The sequence below is a fragment of the Mesorhizobium sp. M0991 genome (assembly GCF_040318915.1).
Taxonomy (GTDB): Bacteria; Pseudomonadota; Alphaproteobacteria; order Rhizobiales; family Rhizobiaceae; genus Mesorhizobium.
Map to the genome: position 1 here is coordinate 25,105 of NZ_JAMYNE010000032.1, position 20,595 is coordinate 45,699.

Sequence of the window (20,595 nt, forward strand, 5' to 3'; positions counted from 1 at the left end):
AGAGCAATTCGTTTCGCACGCATCATCCATCATACAAGGAGAGGGCATATGGAAATGAACGGCGTGGGCTGGGTAGCAGCCATCATCATCGGTGGCCTGGCGGGGTGGCTCGCCGAGATGGTCATGAAGAGCAATACCGGCATCCTCATGAACATCATTCTCGGCATTGTCGGCGCAATCGTGTTGAACGCCATCTTGCAGGCCCTGAACATCGGCATCTTCGGTGTCGGCTGGATCGCCTATCTGATCACCGGCTTCATCGGCGCCTGCATTCTGATTGCGGTTGGACGACTGGTGCGCCGCTAACCTCTGTCGGCACTTGCTATGCGAAAAAGGCCACCGCGGCATGCGTGATCGCGGCCTTTTTCTTTTCGCCGAAAAGTCCTAGATGACGTGGGTAGAGCGAGCGCCGGACAGGCGCTTGCCAATGAGCCGGGTTTCACATGGTCACCGTCCTCGACACGATTGCCAATGCGCCGCGCCTGCGGCATCCCGAAAAGGCGCACAAGCCGGATCAGGACGTTCTGCGCAAGCCTGACTGGATCCGCGTCAAGGCGCCGATGTCTAAAGGCTATGCCGAGACGCGCGAAATCGTTAAGTCTCACAAACTGGTAACGGTTTGCGAAGAGGCGGGCTGCCCCAATATCGGCGAGTGCTGGGAAAAGAAGCACGCCACCTTCATGATTATGGGTGAGATCTGCACACGGGCCTGCGCCTTCTGCAATGTCGCCACCGGCATCCCGACCGCACTCGATCCCGATGAGCCGGCGCGCGTCGCACACGCCGTCAAGCAAATGGGCCTAAGCCATGTCGTCATCACCTCAGTCGACCGTGACGATCTCGCCGATGGCGGAGCTCAGCACTTTGCCGAGGTCATCCGTGCGATCAGGGCGGCAACGCCTCTGACGACGATCGAAATCCTGACGCCCGACTTCCTGCGCAAGGAAGGCGCGCTGGAGATTGTGGTGGCTGCCAAGCCCGACGTTTTCAACCACAATCTGGAGACCGTGCCGTCGAACTATCTGACGGTCCGGCCGGGCGCCCGCTATTTCCATTCGATCAGGCTGTTGCAGCGGGTCAAAGAGCTCGATCCGTCGATCTTCACCAAATCCGGCATCATGGTTGGCCTCGGCGAGGAGCGGAACGAGATCCTGCAGCTGATGGACGATTTGCGTTCGGCCAATGTCGACTTCATGACCATCGGCCAGTACCTGCAGCCGTCGAAGAAGCACCATCCGGTGATACGCTTCGTCACGCCGGAGGAATTCAAGTCCTTCGAGACGATCGGCAAGACCAAAGGCTTCCTGCTGGTGGCGTCGAGCCCGCTGACGCGCTCGTCGCACCATGCCGGCGACGATTTCGCCAGACTACGCGCGGCGCGCGAAGCGTTTCTCAGGAAGTCCGCCTAACAAACTGGTTTCATGCCACAATTCGAAGCCCATCGCCGCGTCGCGCATACGCCTGAACAGATGTTCGCTCTGGTCGCCGATGTCGAATCCTATCCGCAATTCCTGCCGCTTTGCGAGGCACTGACGGTTCGCTCGCGCAAGGAACGCAACGGACGCACGCTGCTCATCGCCGACATGAGCATTGGCTACAAGGCGATCCGCGAGACTTTCACCACGCAGGTGCTGCTGAAGCCTGACGAGAACGCCATCGACGTCAAATACATCGACGGCCCGTTCAAATATCTGAGCAATGTCTGGCGCTTCGACCCGGGGGACGGCCGCGGTTGCAACGTCTGCTTCTTTATCGACTATGAGTTCAAGAGCCGCATTTTGGGTGCGGTCATGGGAACCATGTTCGACCGCGCCTTCCGCATGTTCTCCGAGGCGTTCGAGAAACGGGCCGAAATCATCTACGGCGCGCCATCGGCAGCCTGATCCGCAGCGAGCGCGCGCAGACCCAGCTCAAGCGCATGCCGGACCGTCTCCCTGCGGATGAAATCCCGGCCCTTGTCGGCGAACAGCTGGCATTCGCTGACTACCGGCCGGCCAGCCACGGCAACGCCGAACCAGACCAGGCCGACAGGTTTTTCCGCCGAGCCGCCGCCCGGTCCGGCGATGCCGGTCACCGCCAGGGCGAGCCCGGCCGGCGAATGGGCCAAGGCCCCGGCCGCCATCTCCACGGCAATCTCTCGCGAGACCGCGCCGTGCGCCTCGAGCGTAGCGGTCGAGACGCCGAGCATCTCGGTCTTGGCCTTGTTGGAATAGGTGACAAAGCCGCGATCGACCACCGCGGAAGAGCCGGCAATGTCGGTCAGCGCGGCGATGATCATGCCGCCGGTGCAGCTCTCGGCCGTCACCAGCATGATGCCGCGCTGCTGGCAGGCTTGAAGCAGGGCATCTGCGAGATCGCTATTGCTCATTCAGGGACATCCCCCGGAAATACAACGCTGGCGGTCGCGATGGCCGCTATGCCTTCCTCACGGCCGACGAAGCCGAGCTTCTCATTGGTTGTCGCCTTGATAGAGATGCGGTCGCGCGAAATTCGCAGCATTGCCGAAAGCGCTTCGGTCATGGCCTCTCGATGAGGGCCGACGCGCGGCGCCTCGCAGATCAGCGTGATATCGGCGTTGGCGATGCGGCCGCCGCGCTCTCGCACCAGCTTGGCCGCGTGTTCGACGAAGATGCGTGAAGCGGCCCCTTTCCATTGCGGGTCGGCGGGCGGGAAATGCGTGCCGATGTCACCGGCGCCGCAGGTGGCGAGCAGGGCGTCGGTCAAGGCGTGCAGACCGACATCGGCATCCGAATGGCCGGACAATTTCTTGTCATGCGGGATAGCGACGCCGCACAGGGTGACATGGTCGCCGGGCTCGAAGGCGTGGACGTCGTAGCCGTTGCCGGTTCGGATGTCCGGAAAACGTGGGGCGCTGGAAAGCCGCTGATCCGCCATTGCAATATCCCGTGCCCAGGTCAGTTTGACATTGTCCGGTGAGCCGGGAACGATCTTCACCGGAATGTGCGCCCATTCGGCGATTGCCGCATCGTCGGTGAAATCCGCCTTGCCCAGATGATGAGCCTTTTCGTGCGCAGCCAGGATCGGCCAGAACGGAAAGCCTTGCGGTGTCTGTGCGGCATGAAGCCCGGCCCTGGACACGGTTTCGCCGATCATGCCTTCGGCCGTTTCGCGCTTCAGCGTATCGGCAACGGGCAAGGCAGGCAGTGCTCCCTGGCGCTCGCCAATGGCGGCGATCGTGCGGTCTATCAGTTCCGCGTCGACAAACGGCCGAGCCGCATCATGGATCAGGACCCGGCCCGGCGCATGGCTTCTCAACGCCAGCAGTCCAAGGCGAACGGACTCCTGCCGTGACGTACCACCGGTCACAGCAACGACACGGTCGGCATTTGCGCCGGCGGCGCGACGGAAAAGCGCGCCGTCATCGGCATGGATAGCAACCACGACAGGTCCAATCTTCGGATGCGTCAGAAAGGCGTCGAGTGTGCGTGCAATAACGGCGCCGCCGCCAATCTGCTGATATTGCTTCGGCCCATTGGCCTGTCCGGCGCGCGCGCCGCGGCCGGCAGCAACGATGACCACGGCGACTTTGTCGTCGGCAGCATGCTTTTCGCTCACATCTCTCATGGCGAGACGCTTAGCGCATGATCCAGAAAAGTGGTATCGCTTTCAGAAGACCCAGGATTGATGCGGTCCGGCGATCCTTTTTTTCCCAAATGCGCCTTAATGTCACGACATTGCGCGTTGCACATTGCCGTCGTTCTGGCTAGAGAATGTGCAGCAATCGAAGGTGCTTGGTTTTTGTGCATGCCTGATGTGACCAAATTGGCTTCGCCGCTGGATGTGGGTGGCGTGAGAATCCGCAATCGCGTGTTTCTCGCGCCGATGTCGGGCATCACCGACGAGCCGTTCCGGCAGCGCGCCCATGCCCATGGCGCCGGGCTGGCTGTATCGGAAATGGTGGCGAGCGGTGAGCTTGCAAAGGGCAGGGCTGGCTCGGGCCTGCGGATCCGTCATTCCGGGCTGCCTGTCCACATGGTCCAGCTTGCCGGCCGCGAGGCGGTGCACATGGCCGAGGGCGCGCGAATCGCGGCCGGCGAGGGTGCTGACATCATCGACATCAACATGGGCTGTCCGGCCAAGAAGGTGACGGGCGGCTATGCCGGTTCGGCACTGATGCGAGACCTCGACCACGCGCTGTCGCTGATCGAAGCGGTAGTCGGGGCGGTCGAGGTGCCGGTCACGGTCAAAATGCGGCTCGGCTGGGACGAAGGTGCGCTCAACGCCCCGATGCTGGCCCGACGCGCCGAGCAGGCCGGGGTGAAGATGGTTACGGTGCACGGCCGCACACGTTGCCAGTTCTATCAGGGCAAAGCCGACTGGCGCGCCATCGCACGCGTCAAGCAGGCCGTCTCGATCCCGGTCGTTGCCAATGGCGATGTCGGCTCGCCGGCAGAGGCTGCGTCGATCCTCGACCAGTCCGGCGCCGACGCGGTGATGATCGGCCGTGCGCACTATGGCGCGCCGTGGACTGCCGGCAGCATTGTAGCGGCCGCGCGGGCAGAGCCGGTATCCGGCATGCCGGACAGCCCGCAAGCGCTGAGCGACTACGTCATTGCCCATTACGAAGACATGCTGACGCTCTATGGCGTGGAAAGCGGATTGCGCCAGGCGCGCAAGCATCTCGGCTGGTATCTCGACCGCCACGCCGCCACAAGCGACGACCGGCGCAAGGCCATACTCACATCTTTCGAGCCTGGGCATGTCATTGCCTTGCTGCGCGACATGTTCTCAAGCGCTCCCGAAGCGGCGAACCTGCGGAGTGCGGCATGAACGCCACCGTCACACAGAGCACGGATATGGCGGACGCCGCGCATATTGTGCTCAACACCATTCGTCGGCCGGTGATCATGGTCGATCCGCAAGGCTTCATCACCTTCGCCAATGCCGATGCCGAGGATTTTTTCCGTTCGAGTGCCACGATGCTCGCCCGCAACACGCTGCACAAGCTCATTCCTTTCGGCAGTCCGCTGCTGACGCTTGTCGACCAGGTGCGCGAGCGCCGGGCGCCAGTCAACGAATACCGGGTGGACGTGTCGTCGCCGCGTCTCGGCATCGAGAAGGTAGTCGACCTCTACGTCGCGCCGGTAACGGAATTTCCAGGCTCCGTCGTGGTGATGTTCCAGGAACGCTCAATGGCCGACAAGATCGACCGGCAGATGACACATCGCGGCGCGGCGCGCTCGGTCACCGGCCTCGCCGCGATGCTTGCCCATGAGATCAAGAACCCGCTGTCCGGCATTCGTGGTGCCGCGCAGCTGCTTGAGCTGTCGGCGTCCGACGAGGATCGCGCACTGACCAGGCTGATCACCGACGAGACCGACCGCATTGTCTCGCTGGTCGACCGCATGGAGGTGTTTTCCGACGAGCGGCCGATCGACCGCTACCCTGTCAACATCCATGTCGTGCTCGACCATGTCAAAGCAATCGCCAAGAACGGTTTTGCCAAGCGGATCAAGATATTGGAGGATTATGATCCATCATTGCCTCCGGTTTTTGCCAATCGCGACCAGCTCATCCAGGTCTTCCTCAATCTGGTAAAAAATGCCGCCGAGGCGATCGGCAGCGATCCACAGGGCGAGATCATGCTATCGACCGCCTTCCGCCCGGGCATTCGCGTTTCTGTACCCGGGACTCAGGATCGCGTGTCGCTGCCATTGGAATTCTGCGTACGCGACAACGGTTCGGGTGTCTCCGAGGATATCCTGCCGATCCTGTTCGATCCCTTCATCACCACCAAGCCGAACGGCTCCGGTCTCGGTCTGGCGCTGGTGGCAAAGATCGTCGGCGAGCATGGTGGCATCATTGAATGCGAATCGACGCCGCGCGGGACCACCTTCCGCATCCTGATGCCGGCGTGGAAAGAAACCCAGTTTGGCACCGACGACGACGGTGAAGGAGACCGCAAATGACCGTTCGCGGCAATATTCTCGTCGCCGACGACGATGCGGCCATCCGCACTGTCCTCAACCAAGCGCTTTCGCGCGTCGGCCACGACGTGCGTGTCACCTCCAACGCTTCGACGCTGTGGCGCTGGGTTGCGGCGGGCGAGGGCGATCTGGTTATCACCGACGTTGTCATGCCTGACGAGAACGCCTTCGATATGCTGCCGCGCATCAAGAAGGCGCGACCGGAACTGCCGGTCATCGTCATGAGTGCCCAGAACACGTTCATGACAGCAATTCGTGCCTCCGAAACCGGGGCCTATGAGTATCTGCCGAAACCGTTCGACCTGACCGAGCTGCTCAACATCGTCAACCGCGCACTTTCCGAGCCGCGGCGGCCGAAGATCGATACGCGGGCCGACGAGCCGCCGGAAACGATGCCGCTGGTCGGCCGCTCGGCGGCCATGCAAGACATCTACCGCATGCTGGCGCGCATGATGCAGACCGACCTGACGGTCATGATCAGCGGAGAGTCGGGTACCGGTAAGGAACTGGTGGCGCGCGCGCTGCATGAATATGGCCGCCGCCGAGGCGGTCCCTTCGTCGCCATCAACATGGCAGCGATCCCGCGCGACTTGATCGAATCGGAGTTGTTCGGGCACGAGAAGGGCGCCTTTACCGGCGCGCAGAACCGCTCCACCGGCCGTTTCGAGCAGGCCGAAGGCGGCACGCTCTTCCTCGACGAGATCGGCGACATGCCGATGGAAGCGCAGACGCGGCTGCTGCGTGTGTTGCAGCAGGGCGAATACACCACGGTCGGCGGCCGCACACCGATCAAGACCGACGTGCGCATCGTCGCTGCCACCAACAAGGACCTGCGCACGCTGATCAATCAGGGGCTTTTCCGCGAGGATCTGTTCTACCGCTTGAACGTTGTGCCGCTCAGGCTGCCGGCGCTGCGCGAGCGATCGGAGGACATTCCGGACCTCGTCCGGCACTTCTTCAAGCTCGGCGCCAGTGAAGGCCTGCAGACCAAGCGCATTTCCACCGGCGGCATCGAGCTGATGAAGCGCTATCCGTGGCCCGGTAACGTGCGCGAACTCGAAAACCTCATCCGCAGGCTGGCTGCACTGTATTCGCAGGACGAGATTTCCGCCGAGATCATCGAGGCGGAGTTGAAGACCGGCGAAAGACCTGTCGTTCCAGGTGGCGGCAACCTCATTCCCGATGACCTTTCCATCGGCCAGGCGGTGGAGCATTTCCTGCAGCGCTATTTTGCCTCGTTTGCCGGCGACTTGCCGCCGGCCGGGCTCTATCAGCGAATCCTCTCCGAGGTCGAATATCCGCTGGTCCTCGCCTCGATGACCGCAACGCGCGGTAACCAGATCAAGGCTGCCGAACTGCTGGGGCTCAACCGCAACACGCTGCGCAAGAAGATTCGCGAACTCGGCGTCAACGTCTACAAGTCCTCCAGGCAGATCTAGACGAACCCCTTACGAGCGCTTTCCAGGGGATCGATCACCGAAAGATTTCCGTCTCGGCCACACTTGTTGCATAATCGCCACAATGCGTTGCATACATCCGACGCAATCACTGGCTCTAGACGGCGACATGGCCCTGCACGCACCGACACTGAGTAAACCGCTTTTCAGCAATACCGGCGCGCGAGACGGTCGCCGGCTGCTTGCGCTGCCCGGTGTGATCGCCGTTGCCGGTGCGCTGGTGACGGCGGCGATCTCCTTCGCCATTCTGGTTGGCGCGACGCCGATCACGCCCGACGCGAGGACGACGCTGGCGCTGATTGCGCTTAATGCGGCGTTCGTCCTGTTTCTGATCTTGCTGGTCGGCCGCGAGGTGCATCGCATTCTGATGGCACGCCGGCACGGCAAGGCTGCGTCGCGCCTGCATGTGCGCATCGTTGCGATGTTTGCACTGGTCGCCGCCATTCCCGCGATCATGGTGGCGATCATCGCGTCGATCACGCTCGACATCGGCCTCGACCGCTGGTTCGAGATCCGCACCAAGACGATCGTCAATTCGTCGTTGTCGATCGCCGACGCCTATGTGCAGGAAAACGCACGAAATCTTCAGGGCACGACGTTGTCGATGGCTTACGACCTCGACGCTTCGCGCACGCTCTACGGCCTCGATCGTACCGGTTTCCTCGACCTCATGAACAAGGAGGCGGTGGGACGCTCGCTGGCGCACGCAGCACTCATCAAGCCCGATGGTTCCTTCGTCATGAGCGCCAAGACCGACGCGGACTTTGCCATGCCGGAGCCGCCTGAGGGCGCCGTGGCAAGCGCTGCCGACGGCAAGCCGGTGCTGATAGAACCGCGCACCCGCAACATCATGGGTGCCATCGTCAAGCTGCGCGAGATCGACGGCCTCTATCTCTACACCATCCGCCTCGTCGATCCCGAGGTGATCAAGGCACGGCAGATCGTCAAATCCAACACCGCCGAATATCGAGGTCTCGAAGACAACCGCCGCACCTCGCAAGTGGCTTTCGCGCTTCCCTATCTGTCGCTGACGCTGATCATCATCCTGTCCGCCATCTGGACTGGCATTGCGGTGGCCGACCGCTTGGTGCGGCCGATTCGTCAACTCATCGGCGCGGCCGATGAGGTCGCCACCGGCAATCTCGACGTGGCCGTGCCTGTCCGCCCCTCCGATGGCGACGTGGCCTCGCTCGGCGACACATTCAACAAGATGCTGATGGAATTGAAATCGCAGCGCAACGAGATCCTGTCGGCCAAGGATCTGATCGATGAACGGCGGCGCTTTTCGGAGGCGGTGCTTGCCGGCGTCACCGCCGGGGTCATCGGCGTCGATCCATATGGCATCGTCACCATCGTCAACCGTTCGGCCGAAACGATGCTGGCCATATCCGCCACGGCAGCGCTTGGGCAGAACCTTTCCGCCGTGCTGCCGCATGTCGGCCGCGTCTTCGAGATCGGCCGCAAGTCGGGCAGGCCGGTCTATCGCGAACAGGTCACCTTCTATCGTGCCGGCACTGAACGAACCTTCAACGTGCAGATCACGATCGAAGCCGGCGACGACGGTTCGGAGGATAAATCCTATGTCGTGACAGTCGACGACATTACCGATCTGGTCCAGGCACAGCGTTCCTCCGCATGGGCCGACGTGGCGCGGCGCATTGCCCACGAGATCAAGAACCCGCTGACGCCGATCCAGCTTTCGGCCGAGCGCATCAAGCGCCGCTACGGCAAGGTCATCACCGAGGACCGTGAGGTTTTCGATCAATGCACCGACACCATCATCCGGCAAGTGGAGGACATCGGCCGCATGGTCGACGAGTTCTCGGCGTTCGCCCGCATGCCGAAACCGGAAATGAAGGCAATCGATCTGCGCGATTCGTTGCGCGAGGCCTCGTTCTTGGTCGAAGTGAGCCGCGCCGACATCACCTTCGAGCGCGTCTTCGGCAACGACCCGCTCAAAGGCACGTTCGACAGCCGCCTGATGGCGCAGGCGTTCGGCAACGTCATCAAGAATGCTGCCGAAGCAATCGACGGACTTGATGCAGAGGATCGTCCGCACGGCATAATCCGGATTCAAGCCGGGCGTCAGAATGGCGCGATTCGAATCGACGTCATCGACAACGGCAGGGGCTTGCCCCGCGAAAACCGGCAGCGCTTGCTCGAGCCTTACATGACGACACGCGAGAAAGGCACCGGGCTTGGCCTCGCTATCGTCAAGAAGATCGTGGAGGACCATGGCGGGCGACTCGAATTGCACGATGCACCAGCGGACTTCCACGATGGGCGGGGCGCAATGATCAGCATCATCCTGCCGGTTGCCGCCACCGTTCCGATACGCGGCGAGGGCAAGACGGAACACGAAAAAGAAACTGAAAAGGTCGGTAATGGCGTCTGATATTCTCATCGTCGATGACGAGGAAGACATCCGCGAACTCGTCGCCGGTATCCTGAGCGACGAAGGTCACGAAACACGCACGGCGTTTGATGCCGACAGCGCGCTGGCGGCGGTCGCCGACCGGGCACCCAGGCTGATCTTCCTCGACATCTGGCTGCAGGGCTCGCGGCTCGATGGCCTGGCCTTGCTGGACGAGATCAAGACGATGCACCCGAACCTGCCGGTGGTGATGATCTCGGGCCACGGCAATATCGAAACGGCAGTTTCGGCCATCCGCCGCGGCGCCTATGATTTCATCGAAAAGCCATTCAAGGCCGACAGGCTGATCCTCATTGCCGAACGGGCGCTCGAAACCTCCAAATTGAGACGCGAGGTTTCGGATCTCAAGCTGCGCAGCGGCGAGACTTTCGACCTCATCGGCATGTCGTCGGCAATGAGCCAATTGCGCCAGACCATCGAGCGCGTCGCGCCGACCAACAGCCGCGTCATGATCATTGGCCCCTCCGGCTCGGGCAAGGAACTGGCCGCGCGCGCCATCCACGCGCTCTCGGCGCGCAAGAGTGCACCGTTTGTGACGCTGAGCGCCGCCAACATCACCCCGGAGCGTATGGAGATCGAGCTGTTCGGCACCGAATCGAATGGCGTCGAACGCAAGGTCGGTGCGCTGGAGGAGGCCCATCGCGGCATTCTCTACATAGATGAAGTGGCCGACATGCCGCGCGAGACGCAGAACAAGATCCTGCGCGTGCTGGTCGAACAGCAGTTCGAGCGGGTAGGGGGCACCAAGCGGGTCAAGGTCGACGTGCGCATCATCTCGTCGACCTCGCAGAACCTGGAAGCCATGATCGCCGACGGCCGTTTCCGCGAAGACCTTTATCATCGCCTGGCCGTGGTTCCGGTCATGGTGCCGGGACTGGCCGAGCGTCGCGAGGACATTCCTTATCTGGTCGACAATTTCATGAAGCAGATCGCTCGCCAGGCCGGCATCAAGCCGCGCCGCATCGGCGACGACGCGCTGGCGGTATTGCAGGCGCACAACTGGCCGGGCAACGTTCGGCAGTTGCGAAACAATGTCGAGCGGCTGATGATCCTGGCGCGCGGCGACGATGTCGATGCGCCGATCACCGCCGATCTCCTGCCTGCCGAGATCGGCGACGTCATGCCGCGCACTCCAAACAAATCCGATCAGCACATAATGGCGCTGCCGCTGCGGGAAGCGCGCGAACAATTCGAGAAGGACTATCTGATCGCCCAGATCAACCGTTTTGGCGGCAACATCTCGAAGACAGCAGAGTTTATCGGCATGGAACGCTCTGCATTGCACCGCAAGCTGAAGTCGCTGGGCGTCTGATAGCCACACCAGTCGTGGCCCACGCAATTATCCGTTACGGCCGTCTTGGAATCGCATAAGAAAGCTGGGACTTCTTCCAGGGATTAGCCATGTCGCGCATTGCCTATGTGAACGGGCGCTACGTCGCTCACGCCGAAGCTTCCGTGCACATCGAGGACCGTGGCTATCAATTCGCCGACGGCGTCTACGAGGTCTGCGAGGTGGCACGAGGCTTCATCGTCGACATGCCGCGCCATCTCGCCCGATTGAACCGCTCACTTACCGAACTCTCGATCGATTGGCCGATCACGCGCGGCGTGCTGCCGCTCGTCATGCGCGAGGTGGTGCGCCGCAACCATGTCGTCGACGGCCTGGTCTATGTCCAGGTGACACGCGGTGTCGCCAGCCGCGAGTTTTTCTTCCCGCCGGCGGGCACGAAGCCGTCGCTGGTGGTGACCGCCAAAAAAGCCGATCCTGCAGCTGCCGTGAGGCGGGCCGAGAGCGGGATCCGGGTTATCACGGTGCCGGAGAACCGCTGGGATAGGGTCGATATCAAGTCGGTCGGCCTGTTGCCGAACGTGCTGGCCAAGCAGAAAGCCAAGGAAGCCGGCGCTCAGGAGGCCTGGTTCGTCGATGTCGACGGCACCGTCAAGGAAGGTGGATCGTCGAATGCCTGGATCATCACCAGGGACGGCGTGCTGGTGACGCGCCCCGCCGAGCACGGCATCCTGCGTGGCATCACCCGCACGACGCTGTTCGATGTCGCCGCCAAGCTCGGCCTGAAGATCGAAGAGCGCGGCTTTTCGGTTGCCGAAGCCAAGGCCGCGCGTGAGGTTTTCATCAGCTCCGCCACCACGATCGCCATGCCGGTGGTGGCGATCGATGGCGCTCCCGTCTCCAACGGCCACCCGGGCTCGATAACAGTTTCATTACGGCAGGCCTTTTTTGACGTTGCGGAAAAAAGTCCAGCCTGATAACCGCACAGATGGAATGAACATCAATATATCTCGTTCTGCTTGTCGTTACTGACGGCAAGATGGTGTTTGCGTGCTTGACATGTGCCGGCTAATTTGGCGCATTGGCCTGCAAACCGAAGGGGATCGGCGAAAGACAAGAACAATGGCGGAACGATCGCAAAATCTTCAGGACCTGTTCCTGAATTCAGTTCGCAAGAGCAAAAACCCACTCACCATCTTTCTCATCAACGGCGTGAAGCTGACCGGCGTGGTCACTTCGTTCGACAATTTCTGCGTTCTGCTGCGTCGCGACGGCCATTCCCAGCTTGTCTACAAGCACGCTATTTCCACGATCATGCCGAGCCAGCCGGTTCAGATGTTCGATGGTGAGGAAAGCCAGGGCGCCTGATTGGCACGCGAGAAAGACGCGGACCGCAGCGTTCGCGGAAAACCAGCACACCAGACCGGGACAGAGGCCAACGGTCCGACCCGGGCGGTGGTCATCGTGCCGGTGCTTACCCGGCAGCCGCGTGGCGACGACGATACCAATCGCCCGCGCCTGACCCGTTCTGCCGAGGCCCGTCGCGACGAGGCGGTCGGCCTCGCCAGCGCCATCGACCTTGACCTGGTCCACACGGCGGTGGTGACCGTCAACGATCCACGTCCGGCGACCTTGCTCGGCAGCGGCAAGGTCGCGGAGTTCGCCGAGATCGTCAAAGAGGGCCACGCGGAAGTGGTCATTGTCGATCATCCGCTGACCCCGGTACAGCAGCGCAACCTCGAAAAAGAGTTGAACGCCAAGGTGCTCGACCGCACCGGGCTGATCCTGGAGATTTTCGGCGAGCGCGCCCGCACCAAGGAAGGCACGCTGCAGGTCGACCTTGCCCATCTCAACTACCAGAAGGGCCGCCTTGTGCGGAGCTGGACCCACCTCGAGCGCCAGCGCGGCGGCGCCGGTTTTCTCGGCGGCCCTGGCGAGACCCAGATCGAGTCGGATCGGCGTGTGCTGCAGGACAAGATCACCAAGCTGAAGCACGAGCTCGAAACCGTGCGCCGCACCCGCGACCTGCACCGCGCCAAGCGCAAGAAGGTGCCGTTTCCGGTGGTGGCGATCGTCGGCTACACCAACGCCGGCAAGTCGACGCTGTTCAACCGGCTGACCGGAGCAGGGGTGCTGGCGGAAGACATGCTGTTTGCCACGCTCGACCCGACGCTGCGCCGCGTGCGCCTGCTGCACGGAACGCCGATCATCCTTTCCGACACGGTCGGCTTCATTTCCGACCTGCCAACGCATCTGGTCGCGGCCTTCAGGGCGACGCTGGAGGAAGTGGTCGAGGCAGACCTCGTCATTCACCTGCGCGACATCTCCGATCCCGATACGGCCGCGCAGGCCGAAGATGTCGAGCGCATCCTTGCCGATCTCGGCGTCGATGCCCGCGACAGCAAGCGCGTCATCGAAGTGTGGAACAAGATCGACCGGCTCGACGAAGGCAACCGGGCGCGGCTGCTTGCCGATGGTGCTGACGGCAAGAAGGCACCGCCGATCGCCATATCGGCGGTAACCGGCGAGGGCATCGATGCGCTGAAGGCGATCATCGAGACGATGATGTCGGGCGAACTGGAGACGTTCACTGTCACGCTCAAGCCCGACCAACTCGGCGTCGTCGACTGGCTTTACCGCAACGGCGACATCGTCTCGCGTGATGACAATGAGGATGGCAGCGTGACCATCGCGCTCAAGGCCACGCACAGCGCTCGGCAAGAGATTGAAAGCCGATTGCGTCGTCAAAACAACGGGTAGGGGCGTTTACTTCGCGCTTTTTGCCTGCTGCCAGAGCGCTTCCATCTCGTCCAGCGTCGCCTCTTCGAGGCTGTTTCCCGACGCTTGCAGCGCCTGCTCGACATAGTGGAAGCGCGACCGGAATTTTTCGTTGGTGCCGCTGAGTGCCGCTTCGGAATCAATTTTGAGGTGCCGGCCGAGATTGACGACCGCAAACAGCATGTCGCCGAACTCGTCCTTGATCGGCGCGCTGTCGCCGTTGGCCAGCGCTTCGCGCAACTCGCCGATCTCCTCCTCAATCTTTTCCAGGATCGGTGCCGCCTCGCTCCAGTCGAAGCCGACGCGGGCGGCCTTTTCCTGCAGTTTGAGCGCCCGGGTCAGCGCGGGTAGGGCGACCGGCACGCTGTCGAGAAAGCCCTTGCCATGGTCTTCCGGGTCGAGCCCACGGGCGAGGCGCGCACTGCGCTTCTCCGCCTTTTCCTCTGCCTTGATCTTTTCCCACATGCCCTTGGCCATGCCGGCGCTGCGCGCCTTTTCGTCGCCGAAAACATGCGGGTGGCGGCGGATCATTTTTGTGGTGATGGCCTTGACCACGTCACCGAATGAAAATTCGCCGGCCTCCTCGGCCATTTGCGCGTGGTAGACCACTTGCAGCAGGAGATCGCCGAGTTCATCGCGCAGATCGTCCAGGTCGCCGCGCGCGATGACGTCCGCCACTTCGTAGGCTTCCTCGATCGTGTATGGCGCGATTGTCGAAAAATCCTGCTCGATATCCCACGGGCAGCCGGTTTCCGGTGCTCGTAGCGCGGCCATGATCTCGATCAGCCGGGAAATGTCTTTCGAGGGTTTCATCAGGCGAACGCTATCCTGTACACGGCTGTGCGGCCAACGGCTTCAGCCGGTGAGGGCGCCTTGTCCACAGATGGGCGGCCAGACCATGATACGAAAGTGGAAGCCGGTTTCCGAAAAAAGATCCTAGTTAGCAAAAGTGTCAGTCGAGCACGGAGACGATCGCCTTGGCGAGCGCATCCATGCTGTCCTCGGGCAGGCCCGCAACGTTGATGCGGCTGTCGCCGACCATGTAGATGCCATGCTCGGCGCGCAGCCGCTCGACTTGCGCTTCCGACAGGCCAAGCCGGGAAAACATGCCGCGATGGCTGGCGACGAAATCGAAACGGTCGGAGTTGGACTGCCGCCGCAGCGCCTCGGCGAACTGGACGCGCAGCCGCAGCATGCGCAGCCGCATCTCTTCAAGCTCTGCCTCCCAGTCGGAACGCAATGCGGGGTCTTCAAGCACGATGCGCACCGCCGCCGCGCCGTGGTCCGGCGGCATCGAATACATGGCGCGCGCCGCCGACAGCATCTGGCCCATCGCCAAATCCGCCTGCGCGCCGTCTTTCGCCATGATCAGCGCTGCACCGACGCGGTCGCGATAGACGGCAAAGTTCTTCGAGCAGCTCGAGGCAACCACCATTTCCGGAACTTTTGCCGCTAGCATGCGCAAGCCGGCGGCATCCGCATCAAGCCCCTCGCCAAAGCCCTGATAGGCGATGTCGACAAAGGGCAGCAGGCCGCGCTCAACGACAAGATCTGCAATGGCAGCCCATTGCGAGATGTCTAGATTGGCGCCTGTCGGGTTATGGCAACAGCCATGCAACAATACGACGTCGCCAGGATTCGCGGCTCTCAATGCATTCAGCATGTCGTCGAAGCGAACCGCACCAGAAGCAGCGTCGAAATAGGGATATTCGCGTATCTGCAGGCCAGCGGCGCGCAACACCGGCATGTGGTTCGGCCAGGTCGGATCCGACAGCCAGACCGTCGCGTCGGGGCGGGTCCTTTTCAGCAGCTCTGCCACCAGCCGCAGCGCGCCGGAGCCGCCGGGGGCTTGCGCCGCACGAATGCGCGTCATGTCGGCGGTTGGGCCGAACACCAACCTGGCCATCGCCGCGTTGAAGGCGGTATCGCCGGCAAGGCCGAGATAGGTCTTGGTATCCTGGCCTTGCAGCAGCCGCTTTTCGGCTTCGCGCACCGCGCGCATCACCGGCGTCTTGCCCTCGCGATCCTTGTAGACGCCCACCCCAAGATCGACCTTGTCGGGACGCGGATCAGCGCGATAGAGGCCGATCAAGGCAAGGATCTTGTCGGCAGGCGCGGGCTGGAGATTTTCGAACATCGATAAGGTTCCGTTGGCGGCGGAGTGATACGCAAACCAGCCGTGCTTTGCCAGCAGTTTCATATGCGCCAACTCGGCGTCGGGTTTGCCTCGAGGGCGGCCAATACTATCTGCCGCGCGAGGGCAGGCGCGATATCTCCCAGGAGAGAGCGCGGCGAGCCGCCCAAGATAAATTCGGGGAAAGCGGGATTAAAATCACGACCTGCTCCGTAAACAGGACATGAAACGGCCGATGCCACGCTTCGATATTCTGGGACAGCTCGGTTCGCTGCGCCGCTATGCACGCTCGCTGACACGCGACAGCGCCGATGCAGAGGATCTGGTGCATGATGCGCTGGTGCGTGCCTATGAGCGACGCGGCAGCTTCCGCTCCGGCGGAAACCTTCGCGTATGGCTGCTGTCGATCGTCCACAACGCGTTCATCGACGGATTGCGATCCCGCAAATCGGAAGCAATGCGCATCGAACAGGCCGGCTATCTCGCCGAGGCGAATGTCCGGGCTCCGCAGGAACATTCGGTCCGTCTGGCGCAGGTGCGCGACGCTTTTTTCAGATTGCCGGAAGAGCAACGTTGCGCGCTGCATCTCGTCGCCATCGAGGGACTTAGCTACAGCGAGGCTGCCGAGGTCAGCGGCGTGCCGCTGGGGACGCTGATCTCGCGCATCGGCAGGGCGCGTGCGGCCCTGCGCGAGATGGAGGACGCGGTGCCGGCACGCGCGAAAGGCCATCTGAAGATCGTCGGAGGTCGATGATGAACCAACTGCGCGATCCCGTGACCGACACCGATCTCGACGCCTATGTCGACGATCAGCTGGACGTGGCTCGTCGCATCGAGGTCGAGGCGTTCCTTTCGGCCCGCCCGGAAGCGGCCGCGCGGGTGATGTCCGACTTACGGATGCGTGACGAATTGCGCGTGGCGCTTGCCGGATCGAAAGGCATGGCGCGGCCCGCGACGGCCGATGCCGCACGGCGGCTGGAACGGGGATTGGCGCGCGGCCGCGTCCTTGGTGCTTTGCAGAGAGCGGCGGCAGTCGCCGTCTTCGTCGCTGCCGGCTGGCTTGCGAACGGGCTCATCGGACCGATATCGGTGACGGAAGTCGTCGCTTCGACCCATCCGCCGGCCTATGTGGAGGACGCGGTCCGGGCGCACCGCACGACGCTCGTGCGCGAGGCGATGTCGTCGCAACCCGAAGCACCCGGCTACAACGCCGACGAAATCCGCGCCGCGACTGCGATCGTGATGCCATCGCTGCCAGCGGACTGGACGGTCCGTGACGTGCAGATCTATCCATCGCAATTCGGCCCGAGCGTCGAGATGGCCGTCGAGACAAAAGAGATGGGGCTGGTCTCGCTGTTCGCCATCCGACCCGGAACATTCGATGTCGTCAAACCGACTGTCGTTCTCTCGGGCGAAGTTTCCTCGGCCTATTTCCAGATCGGCGAGGTCGCCTACGCGGTCGTCGGACGCAGCGATGTCGGCGGTCTCGATCGCACGGCCGAAGCGCTCGCCAAAACGCTTTACTGATCGACCTTCAAGAAGGAGAACCACATGAACAATCTCGGATATATCGGGGCCCGAGCCGGAGCCGTCTACGACGAAGGCCTGCGCCGGCACATGCTGCGCGTCTATAACTACATGGGCCTTGGCCTCGTCGTCACGGGCGTGATCGCGTTCGTGGTGGCTTCCACGCCCGCCCTTTACGTGCCGATCTTCTCCACCCCACTGAAATGGGTGGTGATGCTTGCCCCGCTGGCCTTTGTGCTCTTGTTCTCGTTTCGGATGCAGACGATGTCGGCAGCCGGCGCCCAGGCGATGTTTTGGGCATTCTGCGCCGTCATGGGCCTGTCGCTGGCTTCCGTGTTCCTAGTCTTTACCGGCACCAGCATCGCACGCACCTTCTTTATCGCCGCCACCATGTTCGGCGCGACCAGCCTTTACGGCTACACGACCAAACGCGACCTGACGCAGTTCTCGTCGTTCCTGATCATGGGCCTGATCGGCGTGGTGATCGCCATCATCGTCAATATCTTCCTGGGCTCGACCGCGCTCCAGTTCGCGATCTCGGTGATCGGCATCGCCGTCTTCATCGGCCTCACCGCCTGGGATACCCAGACTATCAAGGAGCAGTATGCGGAAAACTTCGGTGCGGAATCACAGCAGAAGCTCGCTGTCTTCGGTGCATTCTCGCTCTATCTGAACTTCATCAACATCTTCCAACTGCTGTTGAACTTCTCCGGCGAGCGCGAATAGCCGACGTCGGACCACGACCGGAGTTGGATTCATGGACAGAAACGATCAACAGGCGATCGGACAGCTCTTCGAGAAGTTGGCAAGCGTCGAGCGCCAGGCGCCGCCGCGCGATGCCGAAGCAGAGCGCTTCATCCAGGACCAGATCACCCAGCAGCCTGGGGCGCCATATTACATGGCCCAGACGATTGTGATGCAGGAGCAGGCCCTGAACGCAGCTCAGGCGCGCATCGAAGAACTGGAAGAGGAGGCGCAGCAGCCGGCCGGCGGTGGACCGCTGAGCGGCTTCTTCGGCCGCAGCGGCGGCAGGCGCTCAGGCTCGGTTCCGCGGGTAGGGCGCACCGCCTCCGTCGCAACTGAAGGGCCGCAGGACACACCACAGCGGGCAGGCGGCGGGTTCCTTGCCGGCGCCGCGCAGACCGCGATGGGCGTGGCGGGCGGCGTGCTGCTCGGCAACGCGATCGCCGGCATGTTTGGTGGCAGCGAAGCCAAGGCAGCCGAACAGCCGACGCCGCAGCCGGACGAAGCCGATCAGGCAGGCGATGCCAGCTCCAACAATGGCGGTGACTTCGGTGATATGGAGTTCTGACGAGCGACCCAGCCTGTGCCGGTGCTGGCGCTAGTGACGATTGCCGGTCAGCATAGGCGAGGTGGCGAGGGCAACATCCGGGAAGCGAGCCCCCGCCGGCGGCTAATAGCCCAGGCGCTTCAGTTCAGTCTTGACCGCCGCGATGGTCTTGAAGCGGAAGCGCTTCGTTGTGCCATCGCGCCAATGGCAGTCGCATGTGGCATCGAACTTCCGGCTCGCTTTCAATTGAGTCAGCGCCTTCTGGCCCGGCTTGGGATCATCGAAGATGCGAACTTCGTAGAGCGTCCCTTCGACATCGTAGTGGATCTGAGCCCAGGAAAGTATCACGATCAGTTCCTTTGCCGGGTCGTGGTCGGCGTTGGCGAGGCCGAGCGCTATGTCCGGTGTGTCGCCCTCTTGTTCACCGAGCGTGACCTGGATTGCACGATACCTGTTGTCAGCTAGCCGTTGCAGCGCGACGAGCGGGCGTTCCGGATAGTCCTCAGCGGTCTGGTAATCGACAAAGAGTGTCTGGAGGCCGTTCCAGCTCACGGCTGTGGTGTGCGGATCAGCATTGTCGGCGAACCCAACAACACGTTTGGCGAAAGCCAGGTCGTTCTCGCCTAGCGCACGATCAAGGTCCTGCGCTCGCGCGCCCGTGAGCGCGCACGCGAGGGTGAGGGCAAGACTTGCAAGCAGCGGGAGTGTCTTCATGATTCGCAACCCTAGCATGCCCGTTGCCTCCTCAGCGCTATAGCGAATGTCTAAGAGTGACCGGTCTGATCTCGCCGCCAACGGATGCTATAGGCTTTAGTCGCATAAGATAGATTATGGAACTGGCGTGGCCGGTTGGATGTGGCGTGAAGATAGCACCTCGCGAGATCCAACCCGGGAACCCAGCCGTAAAAACTTGGTCCTTCACGCTGATTCGTAAGGGATTTCGATCGTCATGCCGTCATAAGCAGGCTCGACGTTGGCCGGCGTCTGGGCCATTACCGTGGCGTAGTCGAGCGGAACATGCATATGCGTCAGCACCGCGTTCTTCGGCGCTAGTCTTTCGATCCAGCCAAGCGCCTGGCCAAGCGACAGATGGCTCGGGTGGACGGTGTATTGCAGCGCGTCGATGACGAGCATGTCCAGCCCGCGCAAACGCTCGGCCGTCGCGTCCGGAAAGTCGCTGACGTCAGGGCAATAAGCCAGCCCGCCGATGCGGAAACCCAGCGAGGTGATGTCGCCATGGAGCTGCAGCAGCGGTTCGAGGGTGAGGGCGCCGCCCTCGCCTTCGATCACCACCGGCCTGTGGTGGTCGATGATATGGGCGTCGACGATCGGCGGATACGAACTGCCTTTCGGTGTTTCGAAACAGTAGCGGAACGCCTCGCGTAGGCGCAGCATGGTGGCCTGATCGGCATGGATGTCGATCCGGTGGCGCTGCTCGAGCACGAAGCCGCGCAAATCGTCTATACCGTGGATATGGTCGGCATGCGGATGTGTATAGACCACCGCATCGATGCGCTTGACCGATGCCAGCAGCATCTGCTCGCGGAAATCCGGGCCGGTGTCGATGACGACCGTGGTCCGGGCGCCATTCGCCGCGATCCGCTCGACAAGCGCTGCGGTGCGCGTGCGCCGGTTCCGGGGGTTCGCGGGATCGCAATTGCCCCAGTCGCCGGTGATGCGTGGCGTGCCCGGCGATGAGCCGCAGCCGAGGACGGTAAGACGCAACCGGTCGCTCATG

At 62.4% G+C, this 20,595-nt stretch carries 21 protein-coding genes; 15 read left to right on the plus strand and 6 right to left on the minus strand.

Features of this window, described 5'->3' with window-relative positions:
• Positions 1 to 48: 48 nt before the first annotated feature.
• The 3 genes from NKH70_RS29770 to NKH70_RS29780 all read left to right on the plus strand — a co-directional run bounded on the left by NKH70_RS29770 (position 49) and on the right by NKH70_RS29780 (position 1,883).
• Entirely contained in the window at positions 49 to 306 is a 258-nt protein-coding gene (locus tag NKH70_RS29770) for a GlsB/YeaQ/YmgE family stress response membrane protein (protein ID WP_292655302.1), read from the plus strand.
• A 137-nt stretch (positions 307 to 443) separates the two neighbouring features.
• Positions 444 to 1,409 carry a lipoyl synthase gene (lipA, locus tag NKH70_RS29775; protein WP_352719502.1) on the plus strand — a complete coding sequence of 322 codons (966 nt, stop codon included), beginning with the start codon at positions 444 to 446 and terminating at the stop codon, positions 1,407 to 1,409.
• 12 nt (positions 1,410 to 1,421) lie between these two features.
• On the plus strand, positions 1,422 to 1,883 hold the full coding sequence (locus NKH70_RS29780) for a type II toxin-antitoxin system RatA family toxin (protein WP_292655295.1): 462 nt from the start codon (positions 1,422 to 1,424) through the stop codon (positions 1,881 to 1,883).
• On the opposite strand, the gene NKH70_RS29785 is transcribed toward NKH70_RS29780, so the two are convergent.
• Together NKH70_RS29785 and NKH70_RS29790 are read right to left on the minus strand one after the other, a co-directional pair.
• Complete coding sequence (locus NKH70_RS29785; protein WP_352719501.1) at positions 1,859 to 2,368, minus strand: CinA family protein; 510 nt, start codon at positions 2,366 to 2,368, stop codon at positions 1,859 to 1,861. The genes NKH70_RS29780 and NKH70_RS29785 overlap by 25 nt on opposite strands.
• Positions 2,365 to 3,585 carry a bifunctional 2-C-methyl-D-erythritol 4-phosphate cytidylyltransferase/2-C-methyl-D-erythritol 2,4-cyclodiphosphate synthase gene (locus NKH70_RS29790; protein ID WP_352719500.1) on the minus strand — a complete coding sequence of 407 codons (1,221 nt, stop codon included), beginning with the start codon at positions 3,583 to 3,585 and terminating at the stop codon, positions 2,365 to 2,367. Before NKH70_RS29790 ends, NKH70_RS29785 begins: the two co-directional genes overlap by 4 nt.
• 180 nt (positions 3,586 to 3,765) lie before the next feature.
• Here NKH70_RS29790 and dusB point away from each other — a divergent pair, with 180 nt between their 5' ends.
• The 8 genes from dusB (at position 3,766) to hflX (ending at position 13,887) form a co-directional block, all read left to right on the plus strand.
• Complete coding sequence (dusB, locus tag NKH70_RS29795) at positions 3,766 to 4,791, plus strand: tRNA dihydrouridine synthase DusB (protein ID WP_352914688.1); 1,026 nt, start codon at positions 3,766 to 3,768, stop codon at positions 4,789 to 4,791.
• Positions 4,788 to 5,930 carry a two-component system sensor histidine kinase NtrB gene (locus NKH70_RS29800; protein ID WP_023675075.1) on the plus strand — a complete coding sequence of 381 codons (1,143 nt, stop codon included), beginning with the start codon at positions 4,788 to 4,790 and terminating at the stop codon, positions 5,928 to 5,930. Before dusB ends, NKH70_RS29800 begins: the two co-directional genes overlap by 4 nt.
• On the plus strand, positions 5,927 to 7,387 hold the full coding sequence (ntrC, locus tag NKH70_RS29805) for a nitrogen regulation protein NR(I) (protein ID WP_352466165.1): 1,461 nt from the start codon (positions 5,927 to 5,929) through the stop codon (positions 7,385 to 7,387). Before NKH70_RS29800 ends, ntrC begins: the two co-directional genes overlap by 4 nt.
• A gap of 127 nt (positions 7,388 to 7,514) precedes the next feature.
• Positions 7,515 to 9,800: a sensor histidine kinase NtrY-like gene (locus NKH70_RS29810; RefSeq protein ID WP_352719498.1), complete on the plus strand. Its 2,286-nt coding sequence runs from the start codon at positions 7,515 to 7,517 to the stop codon at positions 9,798 to 9,800.
• Positions 9,790 to 11,151: a nitrogen assimilation response regulator NtrX gene (gene ntrX / locus NKH70_RS29815; protein ID WP_254817201.1), complete on the plus strand. Its 1,362-nt coding sequence runs from the start codon at positions 9,790 to 9,792 to the stop codon at positions 11,149 to 11,151. Before NKH70_RS29810 ends, ntrX begins: the two co-directional genes overlap by 11 nt.
• 89 nt (positions 11,152 to 11,240) lie before the next feature.
• Entirely contained in the window at positions 11,241 to 12,104 is an 864-nt protein-coding gene (locus tag NKH70_RS29820) for a D-amino-acid transaminase (RefSeq protein ID WP_352977242.1), read from the plus strand.
• A gap of 145 nt (positions 12,105 to 12,249) precedes the next feature.
• Complete coding sequence (gene hfq, locus NKH70_RS29825) at positions 12,250 to 12,495, plus strand: RNA chaperone Hfq (RefSeq protein WP_006202172.1); 246 nt, start codon at positions 12,250 to 12,252, stop codon at positions 12,493 to 12,495.
• The gene (gene hflX, locus NKH70_RS29830) at positions 12,496 to 13,887 is read left to right on the plus strand and encodes a GTPase HflX (protein ID WP_352719496.1); all 1,392 of its coding nucleotides are present in this window, start codon (positions 12,496 to 12,498) and stop codon (positions 13,885 to 13,887) included.
• A gap of 6 nt (positions 13,888 to 13,893) precedes the next feature.
• Here hflX and mazG read toward each other — a convergent pair whose 3' ends face one another.
• Both mazG and NKH70_RS29840 read right to left on the minus strand, forming a co-directional pair.
• Complete coding sequence (gene mazG / locus NKH70_RS29835) at positions 13,894 to 14,718, minus strand: nucleoside triphosphate pyrophosphohydrolase (RefSeq protein ID WP_353026860.1); 825 nt, start codon at positions 14,716 to 14,718, stop codon at positions 13,894 to 13,896.
• Between the two features lie 139 nt (positions 14,719 to 14,857).
• Positions 14,858 to 16,042, minus strand: a complete 1,185-nt coding sequence (locus NKH70_RS29840) for an amino acid aminotransferase (RefSeq protein WP_352719494.1) — start codon at positions 16,040 to 16,042, stop codon at positions 14,858 to 14,860.
• Positions 16,043 to 16,262: 220 nt separating this feature from the next.
• Here NKH70_RS29840 and NKH70_RS29845 point away from each other — a divergent pair, with 220 nt between their 5' ends.
• The 4 genes from NKH70_RS29845 to NKH70_RS29860 are packed head-to-tail and all read left to right on the plus strand — an operon-like array spanning position 16,263 to position 18,878.
• Positions 16,263 to 16,793: a sigma-70 family RNA polymerase sigma factor gene (locus tag NKH70_RS29845; protein ID WP_502908422.1), complete on the plus strand. Its 531-nt coding sequence runs from the start codon at positions 16,263 to 16,265 to the stop codon at positions 16,791 to 16,793.
• Positions 16,793 to 17,566, plus strand: coding sequence for an anti-sigma factor family protein (locus tag NKH70_RS29850; protein WP_352719492.1), 774 nt, complete (start codon positions 16,793 to 16,795; stop codon positions 17,564 to 17,566). The genes NKH70_RS29845 and NKH70_RS29850 overlap by 1 nt, the downstream gene beginning before the upstream one ends.
• A 24-nt stretch (positions 17,567 to 17,590) precedes the next feature.
• Positions 17,591 to 18,292 (plus strand): Bax inhibitor-1/YccA family protein, encoded by a 702-nt coding sequence (locus NKH70_RS29855; RefSeq protein WP_352914694.1) that lies wholly within the window; start codon positions 17,591 to 17,593, stop codon positions 18,290 to 18,292.
• A 31-nt stretch (positions 18,293 to 18,323) separates the two neighbouring features.
• A complete protein-coding gene (locus NKH70_RS29860; RefSeq protein ID WP_352977240.1) occupies positions 18,324 to 18,878 on the plus strand; it encodes a DUF2076 domain-containing protein in 555 nt (184 codons plus the stop codon).
• A 102-nt stretch (positions 18,879 to 18,980) separates the two neighbouring features.
• Here NKH70_RS29860 and NKH70_RS29865 read toward each other — a convergent pair whose 3' ends face one another.
• Both NKH70_RS29865 and NKH70_RS29870 read right to left on the minus strand, forming a co-directional pair.
• Complete coding sequence (locus tag NKH70_RS29865; RefSeq protein WP_352914698.1) at positions 18,981 to 19,571, minus strand: hypothetical protein; 591 nt, start codon at positions 19,569 to 19,571, stop codon at positions 18,981 to 18,983.
• Between the two features lie 204 nt (positions 19,572 to 19,775).
• Positions 19,776 to 20,594: an MBL fold metallo-hydrolase gene (locus NKH70_RS29870; protein ID WP_352719488.1), complete on the minus strand. Its 819-nt coding sequence runs from the start codon at positions 20,592 to 20,594 to the stop codon at positions 19,776 to 19,778.
• Position 20,595 lies beyond the last annotated feature (1 nt).